The sequence below is a fragment of the Haliea alexandrii genome (assembly GCF_003719295.1).
Taxonomy (GTDB): Bacteria; Pseudomonadota; Gammaproteobacteria; order Pseudomonadales; family Halieaceae; genus Haliea; species Haliea alexandrii.
Window position 1 is genome coordinate 104,267 of sequence record NZ_RFLW01000005.1, and the last position, 23,671, is coordinate 127,937.

The window sequence follows — 23,671 nt, forward strand, 5'->3', positions numbered from 1 at the left end:
CCCGCTGCGACCTCATGGGCCCGCCTTACGGGAACGCGCGCATTCCCTTACCACAAAGGACGCATCTGGAAATGCATACGGCGCTCACGAATAGCGGTCTCCCGCTCAGCTGGGGTAACGCGCACCGTATCAGCCGGCAAGAAGTCGTCGAGATCGGCGAGCGCCACCTTCGTCACTCCTGGAATCAGTGTACTGCTGCAGCCAGTCCAGCGGCCCTGAAACGCCCCTGAAGCGTGACCCGCAGGGTCCAGCCAGTTATGCACGCCGGGATCATCCAATGACAGCACGAAACGCACCACCCCGTCCGTATCTACGTGTGCCTGGGCATCGTTCAAACTGCTCTGGTTATTCATCCAGTCGATAGTCTGATATATGTCATTCGTGAGAATCGCCGACCAGTAGACGCAGTCCTCGGGCACCCTGGCTTCCACAACAAGCGCCTCACTGGCATTGATCTCGTAGGCCCCCTCATAATAAAACTGACCCTCCAGTGAGCCGGGCGTATGCATTATCCGCAAGCGGTTGAGGTAACCGGCCTTTCGCATGTCTTCCACGTGGGTAACGAGCGACAGTGCGACGTCGCCGATGCGCCGAGAAAGCCTGCTCAAGCGCGCCTCAAGCTCCTCAGCACCAGGCCGGTCACGTTGTACCCCGATGTCCATGCGCTCTATGGCGACTCGCCAATCTCTTTCATTCGCCCAGTCCGAAGACATCTGCCGAATCATCAGGAACCCCGTACCCGGTTGCAGCTCCCACCAATCTCCACTGTAACCCTGTGGCCGTTTACGACTGAGCAGTACATCGAAGCGACCCTGATCATCGATGCTGAGGTCATTGAAATCATTGTAGGAAAGCGCCTGGAAGGACGAGGGTCCCTCTTCAAATGCCACCTCATCCGTCAACGCGCGAAACTGCGCCATTTTGATGATGCGTACACTCCCGCTCTGCCCCCTCAGCCGGTAGGTGCCATGGTCGTCTACGTTCGCGTTCAGGTAGACCGTATCCGCATTCGGTTGGAAGATGTTCATGACGGCACCCAGCGATGGCAAGAACACAGGGTGTGACTCGTCAGCGCCCAGCACCTCGAGCACCTCTCGCGCCATCGCCTGAAGTATCAGCGTGCCGGCCTCCAGCTGAACTTGTGGATCATCGCGTAGCCGCTCTGGCAAGCGGGCCTGCATACGCTCTCCCACGTGCTGCAAATCCTCAGTAAAATTTTTCCAGGGCTCCTGCAGACCGTCGGCAGCGGACACCGCTGCCGAGGCGAGAACACCCAATAGCCAAACCGCCTTTTTAGAAGTCATAGCGAACGTCAACACCCCAGGTGCGGGTATTGCCCCAGCTGTTCGCATACAGCCCATCGGGGGGATTGATACCGAAGTTCGGCACGTCAAAACCACCTGTGCGGTATTCTTCATCTCCAAGATTCTTACCCCAGAGCGCGACGGTCAGAGAAGAGCCAAAGGCATCTCTCAACTCCAGCCTGGCGTCCAGGAGTGTGTAATCGTCGCCTTCGATGAGTGGTGACGGCGCCACCTGGAAATACTGACTATCGACGTACGACCAGTCGACTCGGGCGAGCAGGACCCCGAATTCGCCAAGCTGGGTCTCGTATCTTGCGGTAAGGTTACCGGACCAGTCCGGGGTAAACTGGAAGTTATAGATTTCAGCGACGTCAATAAACTCAAGAGTAGTGAAGTCCTGACTCAGGTAGCTATCGTACTCCGGGTCTATCCAGCCCAGGGAACCGTTGATCTGGAAAGATTCACTTACAACCCAGGTTGCTTCAAGTTCCACGCCGGTCATGTTTGCGCCGGCGGCGTTTTCTATCCGTGTCAGGAAGGTAAAGTTTACCGGGTCGATACTGTTGACCTGTACTTGCCAGTCCTCGAGTTCCTGGTAGAAGGCCGCTACATTCAACCTCAACCGGCTGTCGAACAGGTCGGATTTAACTCCCAGTTCGTAACTCGTAATTTCTGCATCGTCATACACCACGAAGTTCTCAACAGCGGTCGCTCGGCCATTGAGGCCACCGCTTTTGAAGCCCACAGCATAGGCGGCATAGAGCATCACGGTATCAGTCGCTTCGTAGCTCAGCGTTACGCGCGGGGACAGGTTATCCGTGTCGAATTCGTTCTCTGGAGCCAACTCGCTGACCGGCAAGGTGCCACCCGTTGATGGGAAGAAAATCGACGAATCGACTTTCTTTTCCTCCTCGGAATAGCGAAGACCCAGCGATGCGTTCCACCTGTCACTAACCTGATAAGCCAGCTCCGCATATGCAGCCCATGTATCCGTCTCGGTTTCCAGTGTGATAACCGTGTTGGGGTCCGCTGAACCGAACTGCTGCTGAAGCTGATAAAAGCCCTCGTCAGAGCTGACAAAGATGCCGGAAACAATATTCAGGCGATCATCAAGTGCAGTTCCAAGAAATTGAAACTCTTGGGTAAAGAAATCGTAGTCCTGAGCGAGCGGGCCGGAAATGAAGTAATAGGGAACCATGGTACGGAAGCTGCTGAGTTCCGTGCTCCGATATCCTGTAAGCGACTTGATGGTAAGGTCATCAATCGGCCCGAGATCGCCCACCTCAAAAGCCAGCGTCAGGCCATTGAAAGTCTGCGTGGTTTTGTCAAAAACCTCTTCTGGGCTGGCCACACGCCGGTCAAGTCCGGGATCGCTGGTTTCTGAAATACCCGGGAATACGACTTCCAGACCCGACTGAATCAGTGTGGGCTGCCAACCGTTTGGCGACTGATCCGCATCAAACCAGTCAAAGGTATAATCAACGCTCAACCGGTCGCCTACATCCGCGGCCAAAGCGATACGCGCGGTCTGATAGTCCTTGTCATTGAAATCCGAGAAGGCCGTGTTCTCAATCAGGCCGTCTCGCTTCTGCTGCCCGTAGCTGATTCGCGCCGCCAGACCGTCCGCGATAGGCGTATTCACGCTGAACTTGCCACCGTACAGCGAGTCACTGCCAAGGTTTCCAACCACATAGCCCTCGAAGTCGTCTCCGGGTCGAACCGTGGTTATGCTAATAGCACCGCCCGCGGTATTTTTTCCAAACAACGTACCCTGCGGACCGCGCAAGATCTCGATCTGCTGAACATCCAGCAGATCGAAGAACGCGCCTTGCATGCGCGCGATATAAAATCCATCCACATAGGTGCCGACCATGGGCTCCTCGGTAATGATGTCATCGGTGCGACAGAGCCCTCGCATACACGCCACAAGCGAACTGTCGCCACCGGCAGCTCGCTGCAGCTGCAGGTTCGGTGTGAACGTGGACAAAGACACTAACGTATCCACGCCAATTTCACGCAAAACCTCATCTGAATAGGCACTCACTGCAATTGGAGTTTGCTGCAGGCTCTCGCCAATTTTTCGTGCCGAAACAACGACCTCTTCCAGCTTTCCAGCTCCCTGGGCCATCGCCTGCTCAGGCTCAACCAAAACCACCGCAACTGCGGCCACAACCGCTGAGCATAGGTGCAACTTGCGTACAGAAACTTTGTGAACCGCTCTATCCGACATAGTATTACCCCTTTTTAGCATTATTATTTAATCACTTGACCTGAGCACCCGATCTGATCGGCATTACCACGGCGGCCAACTCTTCACTCGCGCCTATTCTCCGAACAGACCGCTTTCGCGCCCGTAGGCGCAAAAAATCTTCCATCGTCTATCGGCATGGCCGAGGCTGTGTCGGGTTCCGTATACAAAAGCGTTCTATTGGACATCGCAACCGGCCTCGGCAATTGCCTCCTCGATCGGACCTATCAGGCTTGCTGCTCTCGGGTAGCCTGCGTACTGTGCAATGAACAACAGTAGCTCGCGCGCCTCTTCGGCATTCATCTCCCCACGCTTTAACGAAGCCTTGATCTGAATTTTAAAGGTCGCTGGCTCACCTTTATCCGCGATGATCCCCAACAGCAGGATCCGCTTGTCGCGCATCGACAAAGTCTCGCGCGTCCAGAGCTCGGCAAAAAGCTGCTCGAGCATCACATCGATGAACGCAAGTCCTTTTTCTGGCACCTCCACATCTCCAGCATAGACCTCTTTAATCATTTCCAAGCCGGTCTCACGACGTGATTTTCTACTCATGGCACCATTCTCCTTATATTCACGTCCACTGCTGCGGTTAATCAGTCGAGTGTGCCGAACAACTTGTCGTACAGAAGGGTAATCGTGGCATAGTTACCTTTATGCATATTTTCATGGTGGACACGATGCTTCGCCGTAATCCAGCTAAGTGTTCTAAAGGGCCTGTACGGTAGGTCTACATAGGTGTGGTTTATGATATTGAGTTGGGTAAAGATCACAGACGTAATGATCACCGTAATCACATGGAACGGACCCAACACCGCCGCGAGCAGCGCAAGGCTCCCGAGAAACAAAGCGACGCCAACGAAAGTCTCAACAGGGTGTACGTAATAGGCATCAATAAACGTGGGATGCCTGGCCTGGTGATGTACAGCATGGATCTTGCGCATCCATCCGTTGCCATGAAACCAGAATCGATGACACAGATAGTAGAAAAAATCGTAAACCATCAAAATAATGATGCTGTCGAGCAGTAACCACCAAAACGAATCCAGACGGAGTGTCACGCAGAACGGCAGGATCACTACGAGGAACACGACGTTAGTCAAGAGCCCGACGTTGCGACTGGCACGCATTACAGGTGGATACTTTGGCTTGGCGATTTTTTTGGTGTCTTCCTCTTTGTTAATATCACGCATCCGTTGCAGAGCGGGACTGCGGAACGCCAGTATATGCCCTACCTTCGTTGCCAGGATCACCCCTGCCAGCACCAGCAGTGCCGCTTCCCAGTGGTAATGTAGGGCCAAGCTGGCAATCACTTCCGACATGCCTTACTCCATGTTTCTATTGTTCCAGCAGTAAATTCGCCAGGTGTAAACGGGCTTCTGGCGATAGCTTGCCTTTAAGCTCTCGCGCCAATTGCGTCACATTCAGCGGCGCATCAGTAAAAACCGCCACGTCCGGCTGCAAGGCTTTATATAGGTCTTCGATACGACTTCGCAGCTGCTCCAACGCAGCCTGACCAACAATCGAACCGAGCTCCATTTCAAGTTCATCCATCCCTTCCACGGAATCTTCGATGAGCTTTCGACCCAAGCCAGTGAAGCGCAGCAATACCTGGCGAGCGTCCTCTGGGTCGCGATCCCGATAGATATAACCAAGCTGCTCCAACTCACTGACCATCGCGCTGACAGCTTGTTTGCTGACGTCCTGCAGAGCGGCTATTCTCAGAATGCGGCCGCCTTCAGGGCCTATCAGCGTCAGCACTTGTCCGTAGGACATTTTCAAGCCATCGTGTCCACGCCGGATATTCGAAGCCATAAGGCGCAGACTGATAAAGTTGGCAAGACGCGGAAGCAAGGCAATGAGAGGTGCCTCCTCCATGGCCGGCCCGGAGATTCTCGCAGCAGGCGTTCCCGTCGCTGCGCAGAGCTCGGCAAGCGTGGTGACAATCTGCCGCAGCGCTTCCTGTCCGACAATTTGTCCACATTCACGCTGCAGTGTCGCCGCTACCCGCAACCCACATGTACGTAGTCTGCGGCCATTTTTTGTCAGGATGATCCGCTTGGCTCGGCCGTCCTGTGGATCGGGCACACGCAGTACGTATCCCGCCGCTTCAATCTGGTTGGCGGCCTGATTGGCCGCCTGGCGCGAGATATTCAGGGCTTCAGCGAGCTCGGTGAGCCGGACACCATCATCTGCCGCGAGGGTGATGTACGGTTCATAGTAGAGACGTAGATTGCCAAAACCATGCACCCCTGCTAGTTGCTCCATCACTCCTGACTCGAGATATCGCGTGACGCCCAACACATGCCGCGGAAAATTATCGCGGTACCGGCGCCAGACGGGATCGATGCCCGATGCAATAGGGTGAACGGAAGACATAGGCCGAATGTAAATAGTTGTTGACGATGAGTCAACAGTAATTGACAGTTTGATTCAGACTAGAAAACACGTGACTGAGCATCTGAGCAAACGACCCTCGCCGCCTTAGGAGAGATGCAGCTGGGCAAACCTTTCCATGTCGCGCAACTTGTCATCCAGGCTCATGCGGCTCGCCATCCCGTTTTCATCACAGAACGCATGGCGATAGACCCCGGTTACACCCAACTCTTTGCAGCGCTTGATGTTACTTTCACTTTGGTCGTACAGACCGACACATAGATCGAAGCCAGCGACGGATAACCCTGAGGCCTGGCGGTGCGCCAGCAGTGCGGGAACCAGTTGCTCCAGCTCTTCCATACCATGCTGACCGCCAATCCAGCCGTTCTGCCTGGAGGCACGGCGCAGTGCCGCCTCTGCGAAGCCACCCACGTATATAGGCAGCCGGTAATAAAGACCGGGGGACATCTGAAGCTCCGGAAATCGGTAGTGTGTGCCTTCATGACTCACCGCTTTACCACTCCACAGCTTCTGCATCACTTCCAACATTTCATCGCATCGCTTTCCCCGATTATGAAAATCCTGGCCCACGAGCTCAAACTCACTCTTTTGCCAACCGATCCCCACCCCAAGAATGAGCCGCCCTTCACAGAGATTGGCGGCCGTGGACACTGACTTTGCCACGCTGAACGGATCATGTAGTGGCAACACATACACACTGGTTAGAAACTTCAGCCTGGTAGTCACCTGCGAGAGTGCGGCGATCTGCACCCAGGGGTCGGGCCAGTGAGTGTCCGGGTACCAGCGAATGCTGTTGTTGTCGCTGTAATCGTAGCTGTCGTATTGCTCCGAAAAAGTGATCATATGCTCACTGAGACTGATGCCCTCAAAGCCAAGATCCTCTGCATGTCGAGCCAGAACTGGCAGCTCCTGCATATCGAGCATCGCCAGACATTGCCAAAATTTCATCGGTATATCCTTTGCTGTGAAGAACGCAACACCGTGACATCGACACTAAAGTAAATTATGGTTGACTATTCGTCAAACTGAATTGACTATATTGCCAAGCGCATGCGGCATCAGGGTATTTCGCTACCGCCAGCGCGAGAAAAAAGCACACCCGGACTACCAGCGTCCCGGCGCTGGTTACAGCCAAAAGGATAACAATACAATGCCACCAGTCTCCGACGTGGGCTACATAGGCCTGGGCAACATCGGCAAGCCATCAGCCACACGTTTACTGCAAGGCCCATGGCAAACTCATGTCTACGATGTCAACGAAGCGGCGTCCCTGGACTTGGCAAGGCTTGGCGCTGTGAGCAGCGCATCCCCCGCCGAGCTCGCAGCCCGCTGTCAACACATCGGCATTTGCGTACGCGATGAAACGCAGGTCGAAGCCCTGCTTTACGGCGAGCAAGGTCTCTTCAACAATGCAGCAACAGGCACCTTGATCGCCATTCACAGCACCGTAACTTTCGCTGCCCTGAACCGATGGGGCGATGATGCCAGCCGGGCAGACCTGCAACTTATTGATGCCGCCATTACCGGTGGGCAGCAGGGCGCGGCAGCGGGCACGCTCTGCTACATGGTCGGTGGCAGCATAGAAAACCTCAATCGTGCCAGACCGGTCTTTACCACCTCTGCGGAGAACATTGTGCACGCGGGTGCTCTCGGTGCCGGCATGCTGCTCAAGCTCTGCAATAACCTGATGACCTACGCGGAGTTCATGGCGATGTCGGAGGCCTGCAAACTGGCTGAAGCGGGAGGATTATCTATACAGGCACTTCGCGAGGTAGGCCAGTCCAATGGCGTGGTCAATGAATCAATGTATCGCTTTGTGGAGAACCGCAATGCTGCCACCGCCCACGCTCCCGACAGTCGCATGGAAAACCCCTTCAGCGCCTTCGGCATGCTCGCGGAGAAGGATCTCGACTGTGCACTGAAGTCCGCACAAGACCTGGAAGTAGACCTCCCCTCTACACGACGCCTGCGCCAAGTGGTCCACGACCTGTTCATGAACAAAGCCTAGGAGAACCTGCATGAATCCAGAATCCCGTCTATTTATTGACGGCGAGCTGACGGCGGCCGTTTCGGGCCGGGACTACCCCAACATCAGCCCGGTGACTGAAGAGGAGATAGGCCGAGTAGCTGATGCCGGTGGCGAGGATATGGAGCGGGCAATAGCGTCCGCGCGCAGGGCCTTTGATAACAGCCCCTGGTCCACGGATCACGCGCTTCGCCTGCGCTGCCTGCAGCAACTGAAGGAAGGCCTGGTCAAGCATCAGGCAGATTTCAAAACACAGATCGCCGCAGAAACCGGCGCGCCTCTCGGTATTTGCGGCAGTAGCGGACCCCAGTGCGAAATACCCATTGGATTCATCGACTACACGCTGCATGCCCTGCCGGATTATCAGTGGAGCCGTGATATCGGTGTTGCAGATATCCTGGGCGTAAAAAGCCAGCGTCTGGTCGAAAAAGAACCTATCGGCGTGGTGGCGTGTATTACTCCCTGGAACGTGCCCCTACAGATCAATCTCGCCAAGTGCATACCCGCACTGGCTGCAGGGTGTACGGTCGTGCTGAAGGCGGCTCCGGACACACCGTGGTCGGCAACCCTTTTGGGTCGGATCGTTAAAGAAGAGACAGACATTCCCGCCGGCGTGTTTAATGTCATCACCGCCCTGGATCCACGCGAAGTCGGCGAGCAGCTCGTCAGCGACCCGAGGGTCGATATGGTCTCCTTCACCGGGTCCACGCAGGTGGGCAAAAGTATCATGGCGATCGCGGCGCAGACGGTAAAAAAGGTCTTCCTCGAACTCGGCGGGAAATCGGCAAACATCATTCTCGATGACGCCGATCTGAGCCAGAGTCTGCTCTCGGCGTTGAGTGTGTGCTTTCATGCCGGCCAGGGCTGCGCGATTCACACCAGACTATTGATACCCCGGGCGCGCCAGACTGAAGTGGAAGCTCTGCTGAAAACCTACTTCGGCCTCATTGAGTATGGTGACCCGGCGTCAGAGACCCAGATTATGGGGCCGCTGATCAATGCGCGTCAGCGCGATCGGGTACTGGCATATATTGAGCAGGGAAAGACAGAGGGCGCTCGACTTCTTCTGGGCGGAGGGGTACCGACACACCTGGCCACCGGTTACTACGTCGAGCCCACCGTCTTTATGGACGTCACCAACGAGATGGTAATTGCGCGGGAAGAGATCTTCGGGCCTGTGCTGGCCGTCATTGCCTATGATACTGAGGAGGAAGCGATTCATATTGCCAACGATTCCGACTACGGCCTCTCTGCCGGTGTCTGGTCTACAGACCTGACAAGGGCAATGCGTGTAGCCCGCCGCCTGCGCAGCGGCACTGTAAACGTCAACGGCGGTAACTTCTATGGCGCGGACGCACCATTTGGTGGCTACAAGCAGAGTGGACTTGGTCGCGAGATGGGCCGCGAAGGCTTTGAGGAATACCTGGAAACCAAGACGATAGCGGTGGGCGTGTGAACCCGGGCGTTGCAGGGCTTCACTACGCGATCACTGGCGGCGCCAGCGGCTTCGGCTTCGCCATAGCCCAAAAGCTGGTGACTGAGGGCGCCACCGTCACGCTATTGGGACGGCGTGGAGATGCACTCGACGCAGCCCGCGAGAAAATCGGCCGCGACCACGCACATACCGTGGTTTGTGACATTTCCAATGCGGTAGAAGTACGTGCGGCTTTTGCTCAGCTCACCACGCTTGATGGCCTGGTCAATAACGCCGGCGTGGCGCGCCCGGGCGCCGTCGAAGCACTGCTGGAGGATGAGGTCCGAATGCAGGTCAACACCAACTTTCTCGGCACCGTCTTTTGCTGCCAGGCCGCTATACCTTTGTTGCGACAGAACAGCAGCAATCCGCGCATTGTGAATATATCTTCCGCCAGTGCCTGGCACTACGACGAGATGTCCCACTTGTCGATCTATGCATCGACCAAGGCTGCGGTGGAACGCTTTACGCGTGACCTGCGCGAAGAAGTGCAGGCCTACGGTATCGGCGTGACCTGCCTGCGCCCCGGCGCTGCCTCGACCAGTTTTTCAGAGGGCTGGGATGCAGAGACGCTGAAAACAGGCTTTGAGGCATGGCTGAAAACCGGCCCCGAGATGGATACCGGCATGGAGTCGACACACGTCGCGGCTGCCGTTGCGCATGTGCTTGGGTACCCACCCGGTGTTGCAGTTGATCTGCTGGAGGTTCGACCCAATCAGCCCATTCACAAACAACTATCGCAGGGCTGACCAGAAGGTCATGCGGTCACAACTTAAGGATTATGGTGAACTCGATGGATTTTGCAGGTAAGACGATCATTGTCACTGGCGCAGGGGGCGGCATCGGGGAGGCTTACGCGAAAGCGAGTGCTGACCGAGGCATGAACGTGGTTATCGCTGAGTTGAGCGAGTCGGGCGGTCAGCGTGTGGCCCGTGAAATCGAAGCAACCGGCGGACGTGCGCTATTCGTCAAAACCGATGTCAGCGATGAACAATCTGCCTGCGATTGCGTGGCGGCAGCGGAAAAGGCTTTCGGCTCGGTCAACTACCTGATTAACAATGCGGCCATCTTTGGGGATATGAAGATAGAGGGCTACCTCACGATCGACATGGACTACCTTGAAAAATTCATGCGCGTAAATGCACACGGCGCCCTGATCATGACCCGAGCGGCTGTAGACAGCATGACGTCAGCGGGCGGCGGCGCCATTGTCAATCAGTCTTCGACGGCGGCCTGGATGGGAATGGGTTTCTATGGCGTAGCAAAATTGACGCTTAACGGCATTACCCAGTCGCTGGCACACGAGCTGGGGCCACGGAACATACGCATCAATGCGATTGCACCGGGCCCCACTGACACCGGTGCACTGCAAAAAACTGCCGGGGACTACGCCCAGCAAATGTTACAGGCCATGCCTATCAAGCGGCTTGGGCAGCCCAGCGACATGGCGGATGCTGCTCTGTTTTTGCTGTCTGACGAGGCCAGCTGGATCACCGGTCACATTCTCAATGTCGATGGCGGACAGTTGATGCGCCCCTGAGTCCCGTTTTTCCTCTTGGGCAATCACTGACCGCCCGCATCACATGTGACAAAAGCCCTGCGACAAAAGCAGGGCTTGTCGCCGTCACATACCCACCAACATCCACACCCCCGCAAAGATCATGAACACATTCTCCGTGAGGGAAACAAACCCCAACGGCACCTGGCTGTCACCACCGACGCAGGCACACTTCAGCTCCCGCTTCTCGATGTAGACCGCCTTGAACACGGAAACCGCACCCACCGTGCCGATGAACAGGGAAACTGGCGCAAAGGCCCAGGGCAGCACGCCCGCGAGCATGCCGAACCCTGCATAGGCCTCCGCGAACGGGTATACATAGGCATAAGGCACATAGCGCATGGACAGCAGGTCGTAGGTGACGAATTGATTGGAAAAGGCCGTGAGATCCTGCAGTTTCTGTATCGCGAGCACCACCATGCTGAGGCCGATGAAGGTCGCCAGCAATGCCGACCAATCCAGGGCGCCGCTGCGCCCCCACACCAACGCCAGGGCGGCGAGTGCGCAGGCACCGAAAATCGCGATAACCGGTTTGTACGTTGTGCCTGAATCGCCCTCCTGCTCCAGGCCCAGATGCGCCCGCAGTGCCTCGTAGCCACCAATGCGCTCGCCAGCAATAAACACCTGCGGCGTCGTTTCCACACCGTGCTCCCGCTTGAAAGCGTCGGCTTCCTCCCGCGAGCCGAGCACCCGGTCATTCAGGTCATAGCCCTGGCGCCTGAGCAAATCGCGGGATTTAAGCCCAAAGGGACAGAGATGATCGGCCGTCTCCATCCGGTACAGAGTCGCTTGCTTGCTCATGGTTTACCTCCTTTCTCGTCTCCTCTCACGAAAAGTGTAGACGCTGTGCGCGTCAACCGCGTGGCAGCTCGCCTGAGCCATGGCGCAAACCCCATCGACGCCAGAGTAAATACACAGTCGGCAGTACCAGCAGGGTGAGCAACACGGCGCTGGCCATGCCGCCCACCAGTGGCGCCGCGATGCGCTGCATGACCTCGGTGCCCGTTCCGCTGCCGAACATGATCGGCAGCAGACCGAGAATAATTGTCGCCGAGGTCATCATCACCGGGCGTATACGGCGCCCGGCGCCACTGAGTACAGCCGCGTTGAGCTGCGCGGCGGTTGGCTGCCCGGCCGTGTCTTCCAGCAAGCGACGCCAGGCCAGGTCAAGGTAGACCAGCATAATGACACCGATCTCCACGGCCACACCCGCCAGCGCGATAAAACCAACCCCGACCGCCACCGAGTAGTTATAACCCAGCAGGTACATCAGCCAGACACTGCCCACCGTAGCCAGCGGCAGCGTACCCAGTATGATCGCCACTTCTGCCACACTGCGGAAATTGAGGTACAGCAGCACCACGATGATGGCCAGGGTCAGGGGCAACACGAAGCTGAGCTTTTCCTTGGCGCGCAACATGTATTCGTACTGCCCGGACCACGTCAGCGAGTAGCCGGGCGGCAGTGCAACGCGATCGGCGACGAGGGTTTGCGCCTCACTCACATAGCTACCCACGTCCACGCCCTCGATGTCCACAAGCGTCCAGCCATTCAGCCGCGCGTTCTCGCTCTTGATTGCGGGCGGCCCGTCCTCAACGTAGACACGAGCGACATCGCCCAGGGCGATATGCTGCCCTCCCGGAGTGACGATGGGCAGCAGCGCCAGCTGTTCGGGCGAGTCACGGTATTCCTGCGGGTAGCGCAGGTTGACCGGATAGCGCTCCTGCCCTTCGATGGTCTGGGTGACGTTCATACCGCCCACCGCGGTGGACACCACCTGCTGTATGTCGGCGATATTGAGCCCGTAGCGCGCCGCGCGAGCACGCTGTATATCCACCTTGATATAACGCCCACCCGCGACACGCTCTGAATAGACCGACGCAGTACCCGGAACTTCCTGCAGCACCTGCTCCAGGCGTTTACCAATACGCTCGATCTCCTGCAGGTCGGGCCCGGCCACCTTGATACCGACCGGCGTTTTGATGCCGGTGGCGAGCATGTCGATGCGGGTCTTGATCGGCATCACCCAGGCGTTGGTCACACCCGGCAGCTTCACCAGCGCGTCGAGCTCCTGCTTGAGCTTTGCAGTGGTCATTCCCGCTCGCCATTGCTCACGGGGGTGCAATTGCACGAAGGTTTCGATCATGGTCAGCGGCGCCGGATCGGTCGCCGTCTCTGCCCGACCAACTTTGCCGAATACGCTTTTTACCTCAGGCACGGTGGCGATGAGGCGGTCCGTCTGTTGCAACAGCTCGCGAGCCTTGCCGATGGAAAGTCCCGGATACGTGGTGGGCATGTACATCAGGTCACCCTCGTCCAGCTCGGGGATGAATTCACTGCCAATCCTGCCCAACGGCCAGAGCCCGACCACGGTAACCAGCAGCGCGAGCAGCAGGGTCCTTGCGGGGTGGCGCAGCGCCAGCTGCAATACGCGCAGGTACCCGGCGGCGATGACCCGGTTGACCGGGTTGCGGTCTTCCGCCAGCACCTTGCCCCGAATGAAGTACCCCATGAGTACGGGAACGAGGGTAATGGCGAGCGCGGCACTCGCCGCCATGGCATAGGTTTTGGTGAAAGCCAGGGGGGCGAACATGCGCCCTTCCTGCGCCTCCAGCGTAAACACGGGCACGAAACTCACGGTGATGATCAGCAGAGTAAAGAACAGCGCCGGGCCTACCTCGGCAGCGGAATCCGCCACAATGCGCCAGCGGTTCTCCAACGTGAGCGGTGTGCGCTCCATGTGCTTGTGCATGTTCTCGATCATCACAATCGCGCCGTCGATCATGGCGCCAATGGCAATCGCAATGCCGCCCAGCGACATGATGTTGGCGTTCAGCCCCTGCCAGTGCATGACGGTAAAAGCGGCCAGAATTCCCACCGGCAGGCTGACAATAGCCACCAGTGAGGAGCGCACATGGAACAGAAAGGCCATACACACCAGACCGACGACCAGAAACTCCTCGAACAGTGTGCGCCACAAATTGTCCACCGCGCGCTCGATGAGCGCAGAGCGATCATACACGGTGACGATTTCTACCCCGTCCGGCAGACCGGGGGCCAACTGAGCCAAGCGCGCCTTCACCTGCTCTATGGTCTGCTGCGCATTTTCACCGTAGCGCATGACCACGATGCCGCCGACCACTTCACCTTCGCCATTGAGTTCGGCGACACCGCGACGCATTTGCGGTCCCAGCGTGATATCCGCAACATCGTGCAAGCGCAGCGGCGTGCCGTTGGCGTCGAGCCCGAGCGGGATATTGGCGAGATCATCCACGCTCTTTATGTAACCTGTCGCCCGCACCATGTACTCCGCTTCGGCCATTTCCACCACCGACGCCCCAATTTCCTGGTTGCCGCGTTGAATCGCGGTCTGCACCAATGACAGGGGGATGCCAAATGCGCGCAGTTTGGTTGGGCTGACCTTGACCTGATACTGTTTCACCATCCCGCCCAGTGCGGCAACCTCGGCGACACCGGGAACGGTCTGCAGCTCATACTTCAGAAACCAGTCCTGCAGACTGCGCAGCTGGCTGATATCGTGTTTGCCACTGCGATCAACCAGCGCATAGAGATATACCCAACCGACCCCGGTGGCGTCGGGGCCGAGCTGTGGCTGTGCGTTATCGGGCAACGTGGGGGCAACCTGCGACAGATATTCCAGTACGCGCGAGCGGGCCCAGTAGAGATCAGTGTCTTCCTCAAAGATCACGTACACGTAAGAATCCCCAAAGAACGAAAACCCCCGCACGGTGACGGCCCCCGGCACCGCCAGCAGCGCGGTGGTAAGGGGATACGTCACCTGGTCCTGCACCACCTGCGGCGCCTGGCCGGGATAGCTGGTCTTGACGATGACCTGCACATCAGACAGGTCGGGGATGGCGTCGACCGGGGTATTCTTCAGCGACCACGCGCCTGCAGCCACGAGCAGCGCGGTGGACAGCAGCACGAAGAAACGGTTGTGCACCGACCAGCGAATGATGGCGGCAATCATTGCGTATGCTCCCTGACGTGACCGCTGTGATCATCCGCCTGCTCGCGCGCCGCAGGGCTACGGGCCATGCGCTGGAAGTCCGACGTTTTACTGGACTCGGAATCGATGAGGAATTGCGCCGAGGTCACAATGCGGTCTCCCGCGGCTATGCCGGCGAGAATTTCAGCCTGCTCCCGCCCGACTCGCCCCGTCTCCACCGCCACCGACTTGAAGCGACCCTCGCCCAATGCCAGCACCAGCCGGGACTGCGACCCGGTGCGAATCAATGCTTCGCGGGGCACCAGTAGCCTTTGCTCGCCCGGCTTGGTTGCAATTTGCAGCTGAGCGAACATGCCCGGGCGCAAGACGTGATCGGGGTTGGCCACCCGTACCCGCACCTGCAGGGTGCGCGTACGGGTATTCAGGGTAGGGTAAACGTAGTCAATCCTGCCCTTCCATTCTCGTTCTGGAGCGTAGTCCAGCAGTATGCGCACGGCGTCGTCCACCTGCACATGCGTTGTCTGGCTCTCGAACACTTCACCGATCACCCAGAGGTGATCGAGTGAGGCAATCGACAGGGTTTCCATACCCGGTTTGACATACATACCCTGGCGCACCTGCAGTGTGTCGACCACGCCATCCTGCGGCGCTGTGACGGTAACCGTGCGGCTTACGGTGCGGGTCTCCCGAAGCGTGCGTATCGCCTCTGGCGGCACCCCCAGCGCCTCGAGCCGCTCAGACGCGGCCGTGATCAAGGCCGGATCGTCGCGCCGCCAGGCCAGCAACAGCTCCTCCTGGGCGTTGACCAGGGTCGGCGAATACAAGGTGTACAGAGGCTCGCCGCGGCTGACCGGGTCTCCGGACGCATTCACGAACAGGGTCTCGATCCAACCCTCGACGCGCGGATGAACATGCTGCAACTGGTCTTCATCGTACTGCACGTAACCCACCGTACTGATGAGAGAGGGAAGGCGCGCCAATACGACTTCTGCGGTACGCACACCGAGGTTGTTGCTCACCGCGGGACTAATGCGCACGGTGCCGGTCGGATCCGCGTCAGCCGTATCGGCATAGACCGGTACCAGATCCATACCCATCGGCGACTTGCCCGGCGCATCGCGGCGGTAGTTCGGGTCCATGGGTGCCACCCAGTACAGTGGCTCGGCTGCCGCGTCTTCGCCCGCCGGCGCCTGTGCGGCACCAATCCACCAGAGCGTTGCAAGCACACCTGCCAGCGTGCCTAGCGCGGTCGCGGCGACGGTTTTCATCATTGCGTTCATTGCTTTGCTCCTGCGCTATTCACTGCCGGCGCCGACCGGTCGCGTTCGGCCGCGACCAGGAGATAATCCACCTGTGCCAAAAGCTGCTGCCGCTCGACCGAGATGGCCAGTGACTCCATGCGTGCATCGAGCTCTGCTATCCGCGCCCGCACGGCCTCGGCGAAGTCACCGTCATCATTGTTGTAGGCCGCGAGCGCCGCCTCCGCCTGATCAGCCATCTGCGGCAAGAGCTGTTGCTTATACAATGCCTCACGTTCCTGTACGCGTTGCACACGGACCAGAGCTGTTTCCAGCTCGGCAAGCAGCTGGCGCGCCAGCAACTGGCGATCTGTACGCAGTGCTTCCGCACGGGCCACGGCCGCCCCGACCTGCCTGTCCTGGCGGTCCTCGGTGAACAGTGGCAGGTCAACTGTCACGCCCACGCTGAACAGGTCCGCGCGATCGCGACCCAGGGGATCATCATCGCGGTAGCCGTACTGCGCACTGACACCCCAGGCGGGCTTGTAACCCTGCCGGGCAAGCTCCACTTCGGCGGACATCGCCTCTACCCGCTTGTCGAGCGCCTGCAGCGCGGGGTGGCGGACAATCAAGTCGCGGTATTGCTGAGTAGCACCAAACGCAGTCGGCGCCTCCACCGAGCCGCTCTCGTCAGACGCGAGCAAGGGCAGCAGCGCGCTGTCGCCGATCCACTCGGCCATGCGTCGCTGAGCCGCTGCGCGGCGCTCCTGCAACCCGACGAGACGATCTTCAAGCCGCGTGAGCTCCAGCTGTGCCCGCACCAGGTCCTGCTGACGGGTAGCCCCCAGTGCCGCCGCGTAGCGGAGTCTGGCGGCGTCCGATAGCTGTCTGAAAAGCCCTCGGCTATGCTCCACCAGCACGATGGTCTCCTGCGCCAGATACGCTGCAAACCACAGCTGCGTCACGGTACGCGCTACCTGCGCGGCACGGTCTGCACGCAGCAGGGGCTCTTGTTCCGCCAGCCGGCTTTTCTGTTGCGCTGCCAGTGCGCGGCTCTCACCGCGCGGAAACGCCTGGCTCACGCCGACCGTAAACTGGGTCATTGCCTCCTGGTTAATAGCAAAGGTATCCAGCGGTAAATTCCCGGCCGTCATGTTGATACGAGGATCTGGCAAGCTGTTGGCGGCGACCGCCTCCTCCGACAGCGCCTGCTGTCGGTAGGCGCTACCCGCAAGCCAGGGGTCGGCGGCAACGGCCAGCGCAATCGCCCGGTCGCGCGTGAGTGCCACCATGTCTGATTGCGCCACCGCCGGCACACACAGCAACAGCAGTGAGCAGAGAGCTCTCTTTAAAACATTCATTGTCTTTCCTCGAAACCCTTGCTGCCCCACCACACCGGGGCCTGACCAACCGGAACGCCGTGGGATAGCTCGCGCAACAACAGGTGGCACCTGCGCCGCGCGCGCATCGGCAAACGGCGGCTGGCAGGGCGCTGATTACGTTTGGGGAGTAGCGAACTCCCGCCGCAATGGGTGTGAGTCGCCAAATTTCAGGCGCACTAACCCCATGTCAGCGGAAAATGGGGGGACGAAATACCGAAACGCCGTCAGCCGACACACACGCGACCGGACTTCCAGCGTTGAAAATAGTGGAGCAGGGGGAAGTTTCGAGTACCAGGGAGTCAACCAGCGCCGCTCCGGAGGACAGGCAGTGCAGCAGGGAACACTGTAGCGCGTCACAGCATGAGTCCTCAGGGGCGCCGGCCTCACCAGCCAAGGTGTGCCCGGCATGATCCATGCCCATTGCAAACTGTGCAGACTCGGGCACACTGCCGGTATCCATCATGGTGCAGGGTGCAGACGTAACCGCCCCCAGCCGACCCGCAAAGGCCAGCAGAGCGATGAGCACAACACACAGCTTATACTTGCGCTGCAACATACGCCTCGCGGAGCTGGAAACACCTCAATAGGATAGCGGTTCCAGAAAATAGTTCAAACCACGAAACTGCACACATGCAGGAGATAAAGGAACTTGCTGTCACGTATTACCCGGATCACGGAGCTGCTTCAGCTCAATGGCGCCCTGTTTATTGCTGACATTGGCGCGGCACTGCTGGCGGAAACACCCGTCTATGCGCCCCTGGTGCTTGAACACCCGGACGCCCACCTGTTCAGTTTCGACGGCGACCCCCGCCAGATAGCGGCGCTGAAAGCCCGCTACGGCAATAAGGCCACCGTACTGGAACACTACGTGGGCGATGGCCAAGCACATACTGCCTATGTGTGCGAGGAAACGTCTGGCATGACTTCCCTGTTCAAGCCATCGCCGCGGGCGTTGAGTTTCTTCAATGGCTTTGACGACTTCGGGCGCGTACTGCGCACGGAGCGCGTGCAAACCGCGCGGCTGGACTCCATTGCGGCAATCGAACGCATCGACTTTCTGAAAATGGATATCCAGGGCTCGGAGCTGAGCGTGCTGCAACACGGCACGCAAACGCTGCGCGAGTGCCTCGCCATACAGCTCGAAGTCTCCTTCGTGGGCCTGTACGAGGGGCAACCCACCTTTGGCGACATCGACCAGTGGATGCGTGCCAACGGCTACCTTCCGCACAGTTTCGTCGACGTGAAACGCTGGTCGATATCGCCTGTCGTGAGAAACAACAATTTCCGCATCCCCTTCAATCAGTTGCTGGAGGCCGATGCCGTCTATATCAAGGACCCGCTCGCGCTGGAGCACTACAGCGACGTACAACTCAAGCGGCAGGTTCTGTTTGCGGACCTGTTCTTTGACAGCCCTGACCTCGCAGTTTACTGCCTGCGCGAGCTGACAGCGCGCGGCGTGCTGAGCCAGACAGCCTTGCAGCACTATTTTGCGCTACTGAATGAACCCAAGATCAACACAGCGGGTTGACCGGCCAAGCGGCGCCCTTGCTTTGCCGCCGCGACAGCAGACGCCTTGCAAGTGCCAACATCTTTATTATACGCTGTCGACTAATCCCCACTAATCTTGTGGTCACTACGCCGAGGACTGGTAAATGAGAATAACAACAGGCTTAACGCGACGTCTTGTCGCAGGGCAGACTCCGATCTACGGCGCGGCACTGGCACTACTGGCTCTGGCCCCAGGCAGTCATGCCGGCACACCGGGCGGCGTAATTCTGGGCCCGGCCTCTGCAACGGCGGTACCCACACTCAGCCCCCCCATTCTCATCGCTTTGGGCGTGGTTTTAGCGGTCATTGCGTTGCGTGTACTGCGGCAAAACGGTGGTGCACAGAAAATTATCAGTATCGCCCTGCTCGGGGGCGGTGCGCTGCTAGGCGGCTTTGGCGTGGAACGGACGCTGGCGACCAGTGCCGCCACGCTCGCCGACGCAACCTGTGAAACGGCCACGATCAATGTCAGTTTTGGCAACCTGCGCGGCTTCAACTCCCCTGAGAACACCGTGAACAATCAGTGCGGGCGCGACCTGCAAGTGGTGGAGTACACGTTTACCTGCGGCCGGATGGGCACATTCAACGACAATGGCGCGCCAGTGGGCACCGTCATACCGGATGGCGCAGAGCAGAGCATGGGCTACTGCGAGATGCTGCAACCGCCGCCCTGAACACTGGCCACTGACTCATGACCGTCACGTCCGCATCGCAACACATCTACCTGTGGACGTTGGGCCTCATGAGCCTGTTTTTGTTGCTTGAAACCCTGGCGCCGCGTCGCAGCGGCGCCAGTGGGCTAACCTGGCGCTGGGCCAACAACTTCTCCCTCGCCCTGCTCAATTGGTACATCATGCTGGTTGCCAGCACGCTGTTTTTTGTCTGGCTCGCGCGCTGGGGCAGGGCCGAAGAGTTTGGTGTACTGAATCTGGGGCCCGTGGCGGGTTTCGCCGCCCTGCTGGCTGGCACGCAGCTGGTCAGTTACTGGCTCCACCGCGCTTTTCACCGCTTTCCCCTGATGTGGCGCATCCACGCACTGCACCATTCGGATCCCGAGGTAGACGTATCCACGGGCTACCGGCACCACCCCCTGGAGCCACTGATCGCACTGCCGGTAGGCGCACCCCTGGTACTCTTGCTGGGCGTTGGCCCGGAGTCGGCGCTCGCCTACCGGATCTTCGCGGTTGCCGCCACGCTGTTCAGCCACAGCAATGTGCACGTACCGCAGTCCGTGGAACGCTGGCTGCGCTACCTGCTGCTCACACCGGACTTCCACCGCACCCATCACTTCGTTGAACAACGCTACACGAACAGCAACTACGGCAGCCTGGTGCCCTGGTACGACTACGTGTTCGGTACCGCCAGGCACCCGGCTTTCGACGAGCATCCGCAGCGCCTGTTGGGGCTTGAATACCTGCGCGAACCAGCCGACCAGCGGCTGGACCGGCAACTACTCACTCCACTGCGAGATCTCGACCCAGGTACAGATAGACCGCCGGCAATACATACAGGGTAAACAGTGTGCCAATGGTCATGCCGGAGGCAATCACCAGGCCCATGGAGAACCGGGCAGAGGCACCGGGACCAGAGGCGAGCAGTAACGGCACCATGGCGATGACCAACGCGGCGGTGGTCATCAACACAGGACGCAGGCGCACGGAAGCCGCCTCTTCAATCGCCTCGCGCTTTTTCATTCCCTCTTCCTGCAGCCGATTGGCAAATTCCACAATGAGAATGCCGTGCTTCGAAATCACGCCAATCAGCGTGACGATGCCCACCTGCGTGTAGATGTTCAGCGTGGCGCCGGTCACCTGGAAGATTGACAGAATATTCAGGCAGAGCAGTGCACCGCAGACCGACATCGGTACCGTCACCAGCATGATGATCGGATCGCGGAACGACTCGAACTGCGCGGCCAGCACCAGGTAGATGAGCAGCAGGGCGAAGAAGAAGGTCATGATGAGCGCGCTGCCCTCGGTCTTGAACTGTCGACTCTGGCCGCCATAATCCACGCTGTATTCACGGCTCAGCTCATCCCGGCTGATTTGCTCCAGCGTGGCCAGGGCATCACCCAGCGCCACACCGGGGCGCGGAATGCCACTGAGGGTGACCGCATTGAGCTGCTGGAAACCCTTCAACGAACGCGGCACCACCTCACTCTCGAGTTGTACCAGTGTACTCATGGCAATGAGGTCGCCGCTGCGCGTGCGGGTGTAGTAACCCTCAAGGTCCTGCGGCGTCAAGCGCTGCTGGCGCCGCACCTGAGGTATCACCTTGTAGGAGCGCTCGTTCATGGTGAAACGATTGACATAGCCGCCAGACAGGAGCGCGGAAAGGTCGGCACTGATCTGCTGCATTTCAACCCCCAGCAGGGCCGCCTTGTCACGGTCTACCGTCAGGCGCTGCTGGGGCTTGTCGATCTGTAAATCCTGGTCAATGAAAATGAACTTGCCGCTTTCACGTGCCCGCTGCAGTACGCGCTGCACATCGTCATACATGATGTTGAAATCGAGGGTAGAGGTCAGCACAAACTCCACTGGCAGGACACCACTGGAGGGTAAAGGCGACGGGTTCACCGCGTTCACCTGCAAACCGGCGATACTCTGTGTGCGCGGCTGGATGCTTTCCTCCAACACCTGCGCCGAACTGCGCTCGCGTTCGCTCCAGGGCTTGAAAATGAAGCCGCCAAACGCGCCGTTGGTGGTACCACCCCCACCCGGGCTGACGCCGTTAAACAGAAAGTTCACATCAATTTCGGGTGTACTGCGCGTAATCTGCCCGATCTCCGCCGTGTACTGTTCAATGTACTCGAGCGTGACGTAGGGGTCCGATTCCGCCAGATAGAAAATCAGCCCGATGTCCTCGGGCGGCGCCAGCTCCGACGGCGAGCGCACGAAGAGAAAATAACAGGACACGATAATCACCGCACCAAACACCAGCACACCGGCGCTATCGTCCAGCACACGGTCCAGGTCTCGCTGGTAGACCCGGCGCAAAGCATCAAAGCGCTGGTCGAGCCAACGCTCGAGCCGGTTGCTGTTGTCGCCTTCGTCCTTGCTCAGTAACTTCGCGCACATCATTGGCGACAGAGTGAGCGCAACGATGCCGGAAATCAGCACCGCGCCTGCCAGGGTAAAGGCAAATTCCGTGAACAGGGTTCCCGTCAAGCCGCCCACAAAGCCAATGGGAATGTACACGGCAATCAGCGTCGTCGTCATCGCCACGATAGGCCAGGCCAGCTCACTCGCACCCAACAGTGCCGCTTCCTTGGGTGGCATCCCCGCCTCGATATGCCGGTGGATATTCTCCAGCACGATAATTGCGTCATCGACCACAATGCCAATGGCAAGAACGATCGCGAGCAAGGTGAGCAGGTTGATACTGAAGCCCATCAACTGCATGAGGAACAAGCCGCCCACCAGGGACAACGGCACAGCAACGGCCGGGATCAGCACCGACCGCATGGAGCCGAGGAACAGGAAGATCACCACGATAACGATGACCATCGCCTCGATAATCGTGGCCTGCACATCGTTGATCGCATTCTGGATGTAAACCGTAGCATCGTAATTGATATTACCGGTGATACCCTCGGGCAAGCGGGGCGCGATGTCGTCAGCGTAGACCTGCCGCACCCGGGCGATCACTTCCACGGCATTGGCATCGGGGGCCACGTCGATCTGCACGAACACCGCCTCCTGGTCGATGAACATGGACGATGAGGAGTACCCCTCGTTACCCAGCTCAACATCCGCGATGTCGCCCAGGCGCACGATGGCGCCGTCCTGCTCACGCAGCACCATGTCTTCAAAACCCTGTACCGAACGCAGGTCGGTGTCAGCCTTCAGGTTCACCTCGACCATGCTGCCTTTGCTCGCGCCCACCGCCGAGAGCACGTTATTGGCCGCCAGCGCCGCACGCACCTCGCTGGCGGTCAACCCCAGCGCCGTCATGCGCTCCTGGTCCAGCCAGATGCGCATGGCAAATACGCTGGTGGAATTGGCGCTGGCGCGCAGTACGCCCGGCAAGGTCGACAGCTTGGGCTGTACCTCCCGAACCACGTAATCCGCCACGCGGTTGGTGGGCAGCTGGTCGCTGATAAACGAGATGTACATGCTACCCACCTGCTCACCGATGGCCAGGTCAAGCACCGGGTCCTCCGCCTCCTGCGGCAACTCGTTCCGCAGCTTGTTGACCTTGGTGACGACCTGGGTGAGCACTTCGTCGGGGTCGGCCTCGGTGCTGACGTAGGCGGAAATGGTGCTCAGGCCACGCACGCTGGTGGAGGTGAGGTAGTCGATACCCTCCGCCGTTGCGATCTCCAGTTCCAGAGGCGTGGTAATGAAACCCTTGATCAGCTCCGCATCGGCGCCGATATAAGGGGTGCTCACTGTGATCACCGCATTCTCGATCATCGGGTATTCGCGCACATTCAGCTCGGTTGCCGCACGCAGGCCCAGAATCAACAGGAACAGGCTGACAACGGTCGCCAGTACGGGCTTGTGGATAAAAATGTCCGTGAACTTCAT

19 protein-coding genes are annotated in these 23,671 nt (G+C 58.8%); 7 read left to right on the forward strand and 12 right to left on the reverse strand.

Annotated features, from left to right (window positions below):
• Positions 1 to 47: 47 nt before the first annotated feature.
• From EGJ68_RS16730 to EGJ68_RS16755, 6 genes are all read right to left on the reverse strand, one after another.
• The gene (locus tag EGJ68_RS16730; protein ID WP_123035689.1) at positions 48 to 1,304 is read right to left on the reverse strand and encodes a DUF1214 domain-containing protein; all 1,257 of its coding nucleotides are present in this window, start codon (positions 1,302 to 1,304) and stop codon (positions 48 to 50) included.
• A complete protein-coding gene (locus EGJ68_RS16735) occupies positions 1,294 to 3,534 on the reverse strand; it encodes a TonB-dependent receptor (protein WP_158283719.1) in 2,241 nt (746 codons plus the stop codon). Before EGJ68_RS16735 ends, EGJ68_RS16730 begins: the two co-directional genes overlap by 11 nt.
• A 195-nt stretch (positions 3,535 to 3,729) precedes the next feature.
• Positions 3,730 to 4,104: a carboxymuconolactone decarboxylase family protein gene (locus EGJ68_RS16740; RefSeq protein ID WP_123035691.1), complete on the reverse strand. Its 375-nt coding sequence runs from the start codon at positions 4,102 to 4,104 to the stop codon at positions 3,730 to 3,732.
• A gap of 41 nt (positions 4,105 to 4,145) precedes the next feature.
• Positions 4,146 to 4,871, reverse strand: a complete 726-nt coding sequence (locus tag EGJ68_RS16745) for a sterol desaturase family protein (protein ID WP_123035692.1) — start codon at positions 4,869 to 4,871, stop codon at positions 4,146 to 4,148.
• A gap of 16 nt (positions 4,872 to 4,887) precedes the next feature.
• Positions 4,888 to 5,817: a MarR family winged helix-turn-helix transcriptional regulator gene (locus tag EGJ68_RS16750; protein WP_158283720.1), complete on the reverse strand. Its 930-nt coding sequence runs from the start codon at positions 5,815 to 5,817 to the stop codon at positions 4,888 to 4,890.
• Between the two features lie 216 nt (positions 5,818 to 6,033).
• A complete protein-coding gene (locus EGJ68_RS16755; RefSeq protein ID WP_123035694.1) occupies positions 6,034 to 6,894 on the reverse strand; it encodes a TIGR03619 family F420-dependent LLM class oxidoreductase in 861 nt (286 codons plus the stop codon).
• 202 nt (positions 6,895 to 7,096) lie between these two features.
• Here EGJ68_RS16755 and EGJ68_RS16760 point away from each other — a divergent pair, with 202 nt between their 5' ends.
• Genes EGJ68_RS16760 through EGJ68_RS16775 form a run of 4 tightly spaced genes read left to right on the forward strand, consistent with a single transcriptional unit; the run spans position 7,097 to position 10,986 of the window.
• On the forward strand, positions 7,097 to 7,954 hold the full coding sequence (locus EGJ68_RS16760; protein WP_123035695.1) for an NAD(P)-dependent oxidoreductase: 858 nt from the start codon (positions 7,097 to 7,099) through the stop codon (positions 7,952 to 7,954).
• Positions 7,955 to 7,964: 10 nt separating this feature from the next.
• On the forward strand, positions 7,965 to 9,428 hold the full coding sequence (locus EGJ68_RS16765) for an aldehyde dehydrogenase family protein (protein WP_123035696.1): 1,464 nt from the start codon (positions 7,965 to 7,967) through the stop codon (positions 9,426 to 9,428).
• Positions 9,425 to 10,195, forward strand: a complete 771-nt coding sequence (locus EGJ68_RS16770; RefSeq protein ID WP_158283721.1) for an SDR family oxidoreductase — start codon at positions 9,425 to 9,427, stop codon at positions 10,193 to 10,195. Before EGJ68_RS16765 ends, EGJ68_RS16770 begins: the two co-directional genes overlap by 4 nt.
• A gap of 44 nt (positions 10,196 to 10,239) precedes the next feature.
• Positions 10,240 to 10,986: an SDR family oxidoreductase gene (locus tag EGJ68_RS16775; protein ID WP_123035698.1), complete on the forward strand. Its 747-nt coding sequence runs from the start codon at positions 10,240 to 10,242 to the stop codon at positions 10,984 to 10,986.
• 84 nt (positions 10,987 to 11,070) lie between these two features.
• Here the strand turns inward: EGJ68_RS16775 and EGJ68_RS16780 are convergent, their stop codons facing one another.
• From EGJ68_RS16780 to EGJ68_RS16800, 5 genes are all read right to left on the reverse strand, one after another.
• Positions 11,071 to 11,805: a MauE/DoxX family redox-associated membrane protein gene (locus EGJ68_RS16780; RefSeq protein WP_123035699.1), complete on the reverse strand. Its 735-nt coding sequence runs from the start codon at positions 11,803 to 11,805 to the stop codon at positions 11,071 to 11,073.
• Between the two features lie 52 nt (positions 11,806 to 11,857).
• The gene (locus tag EGJ68_RS16785; protein WP_123035700.1) at positions 11,858 to 14,995 is read right to left on the reverse strand and encodes an efflux RND transporter permease subunit; all 3,138 of its coding nucleotides are present in this window, start codon (positions 14,993 to 14,995) and stop codon (positions 11,858 to 11,860) included.
• A complete protein-coding gene (locus tag EGJ68_RS16790) occupies positions 14,992 to 16,254 on the reverse strand; it encodes an efflux RND transporter periplasmic adaptor subunit (protein ID WP_123035701.1) in 1,263 nt (420 codons plus the stop codon). The genes EGJ68_RS16785 and EGJ68_RS16790 overlap by 4 nt, the downstream gene beginning before the upstream one ends.
• On the reverse strand, positions 16,251 to 17,573 hold the full coding sequence (locus EGJ68_RS16795) for a TolC family protein (RefSeq protein ID WP_123035702.1): 1,323 nt from the start codon (positions 17,571 to 17,573) through the stop codon (positions 16,251 to 16,253). Before EGJ68_RS16795 ends, EGJ68_RS16790 begins: the two co-directional genes overlap by 4 nt.
• A 208-nt stretch (positions 17,574 to 17,781) precedes the next feature.
• Positions 17,782 to 18,120, reverse strand: a complete 339-nt coding sequence (locus EGJ68_RS16800; RefSeq protein ID WP_158283722.1) for a hypothetical protein — start codon at positions 18,118 to 18,120, stop codon at positions 17,782 to 17,784.
• A gap of 123 nt (positions 18,121 to 18,243) precedes the next feature.
• On the opposite strand from EGJ68_RS16800, the gene EGJ68_RS16805 reads away from it, so the two are divergent.
• The 3 genes from EGJ68_RS16805 (at position 18,244) to EGJ68_RS16815 (ending at position 20,658) form a co-directional block, all read left to right on the forward strand.
• Positions 18,244 to 19,122 (forward strand): FkbM family methyltransferase, encoded by an 879-nt coding sequence (locus EGJ68_RS16805; protein WP_123035704.1) that lies wholly within the window; start codon positions 18,244 to 18,246, stop codon positions 19,120 to 19,122.
• A 124-nt stretch (positions 19,123 to 19,246) separates the two neighbouring features.
• Positions 19,247 to 19,816 carry a midcut-by-XrtH protein gene (locus EGJ68_RS16810; RefSeq protein ID WP_123035705.1) on the forward strand — a complete coding sequence of 190 codons (570 nt, stop codon included), beginning with the start codon at positions 19,247 to 19,249 and terminating at the stop codon, positions 19,814 to 19,816.
• Between the two features lie 17 nt (positions 19,817 to 19,833).
• On the forward strand, positions 19,834 to 20,658 hold the full coding sequence (locus tag EGJ68_RS16815) for a sterol desaturase family protein (RefSeq protein ID WP_123035706.1): 825 nt from the start codon (positions 19,834 to 19,836) through the stop codon (positions 20,656 to 20,658).
• Here the strand turns inward: EGJ68_RS16815 and EGJ68_RS16820 are convergent.
• Complete coding sequence (locus EGJ68_RS16820; protein WP_123035707.1) at positions 20,597 to 23,671, reverse strand: efflux RND transporter permease subunit; 3,075 nt, start codon at positions 23,669 to 23,671, stop codon at positions 20,597 to 20,599. The genes EGJ68_RS16815 and EGJ68_RS16820 overlap by 62 nt on opposite strands.

Bases quoted from the DNA above. Each gene is read 5' to 3' on its own strand.
- EGJ68_RS16735 (WP_158283719.1), bottom strand. From the start codon at position 3,534: ATGTCGGATAGAGCGGTTCACAAAGTTTCTGTACGCAAGTTGCACCTA.
- EGJ68_RS16730 (WP_123035689.1), bottom strand. From the start codon at position 1,304: ATGACTTCTAAAAAGGCGGTTTGGCTATTGGGTGTTCTCGCCTCGGCA.
- EGJ68_RS16740 (WP_123035691.1), bottom strand. From the start codon at position 4,104: ATGAGTAGAAAATCACGTCGTGAGACCGGCTTGGAAATGATTAAAGAG.
- EGJ68_RS16765 (WP_123035696.1), top strand. From the start codon at position 7,965: ATGAATCCAGAATCCCGTCTATTTATTGACGGCGAGCTGACGGCGGCC.
- EGJ68_RS16750 (WP_158283720.1), bottom strand. From the start codon at position 5,817: ATGGAGCAACTAGCAGGGGTGCATGGTTTTGGCAATCTACGTCTCTAC.
- EGJ68_RS16815 (WP_123035706.1), top strand. From the start codon at position 19,834: ATGACCGTCACGTCCGCATCGCAACACATCTACCTGTGGACGTTGGGC.
- EGJ68_RS16755 (WP_123035694.1), bottom strand. From the start codon at position 6,894: ATGAAATTTTGGCAATGTCTGGCGATGCTCGATATGCAGGAGCTGCCA.
- EGJ68_RS16775 (WP_123035698.1), top strand. From the start codon at position 10,240: ATGGATTTTGCAGGTAAGACGATCATTGTCACTGGCGCAGGGGGCGGC.
- EGJ68_RS16745 (WP_123035692.1), bottom strand. From the start codon at position 4,871: ATGTCGGAAGTGATTGCCAGCTTGGCCCTACATTACCACTGGGAAGCG.
- EGJ68_RS16760 (WP_123035695.1), top strand. From the start codon at position 7,097: ATGCCACCAGTCTCCGACGTGGGCTACATAGGCCTGGGCAACATCGGC.
- EGJ68_RS16780 (WP_123035699.1), bottom strand. From the start codon at position 11,805: ATGAGCAAGCAAGCGACTCTGTACCGGATGGAGACGGCCGATCATCTC.
- EGJ68_RS16785 (WP_123035700.1), bottom strand. From the start codon at position 14,995: ATGATTGCCGCCATCATTCGCTGGTCGGTGCACAACCGTTTCTTCGTG.
- EGJ68_RS16790 (WP_123035701.1), bottom strand. From the start codon at position 16,254: ATGAACGCAATGATGAAAACCGTCGCCGCGACCGCGCTAGGCACGCTG.
- EGJ68_RS16810 (WP_123035705.1), top strand. From the start codon at position 19,247: ATGAGAATAACAACAGGCTTAACGCGACGTCTTGTCGCAGGGCAGACT.
- EGJ68_RS16795 (WP_123035702.1), bottom strand. From the start codon at position 17,573: ATGAATGTTTTAAAGAGAGCTCTCTGCTCACTGCTGTTGCTGTGTGTG.
- EGJ68_RS16820 (WP_123035707.1), bottom strand. From the start codon at position 23,671: ATGAAGTTCACGGACATTTTTATCCACAAGCCCGTACTGGCGACCGTT.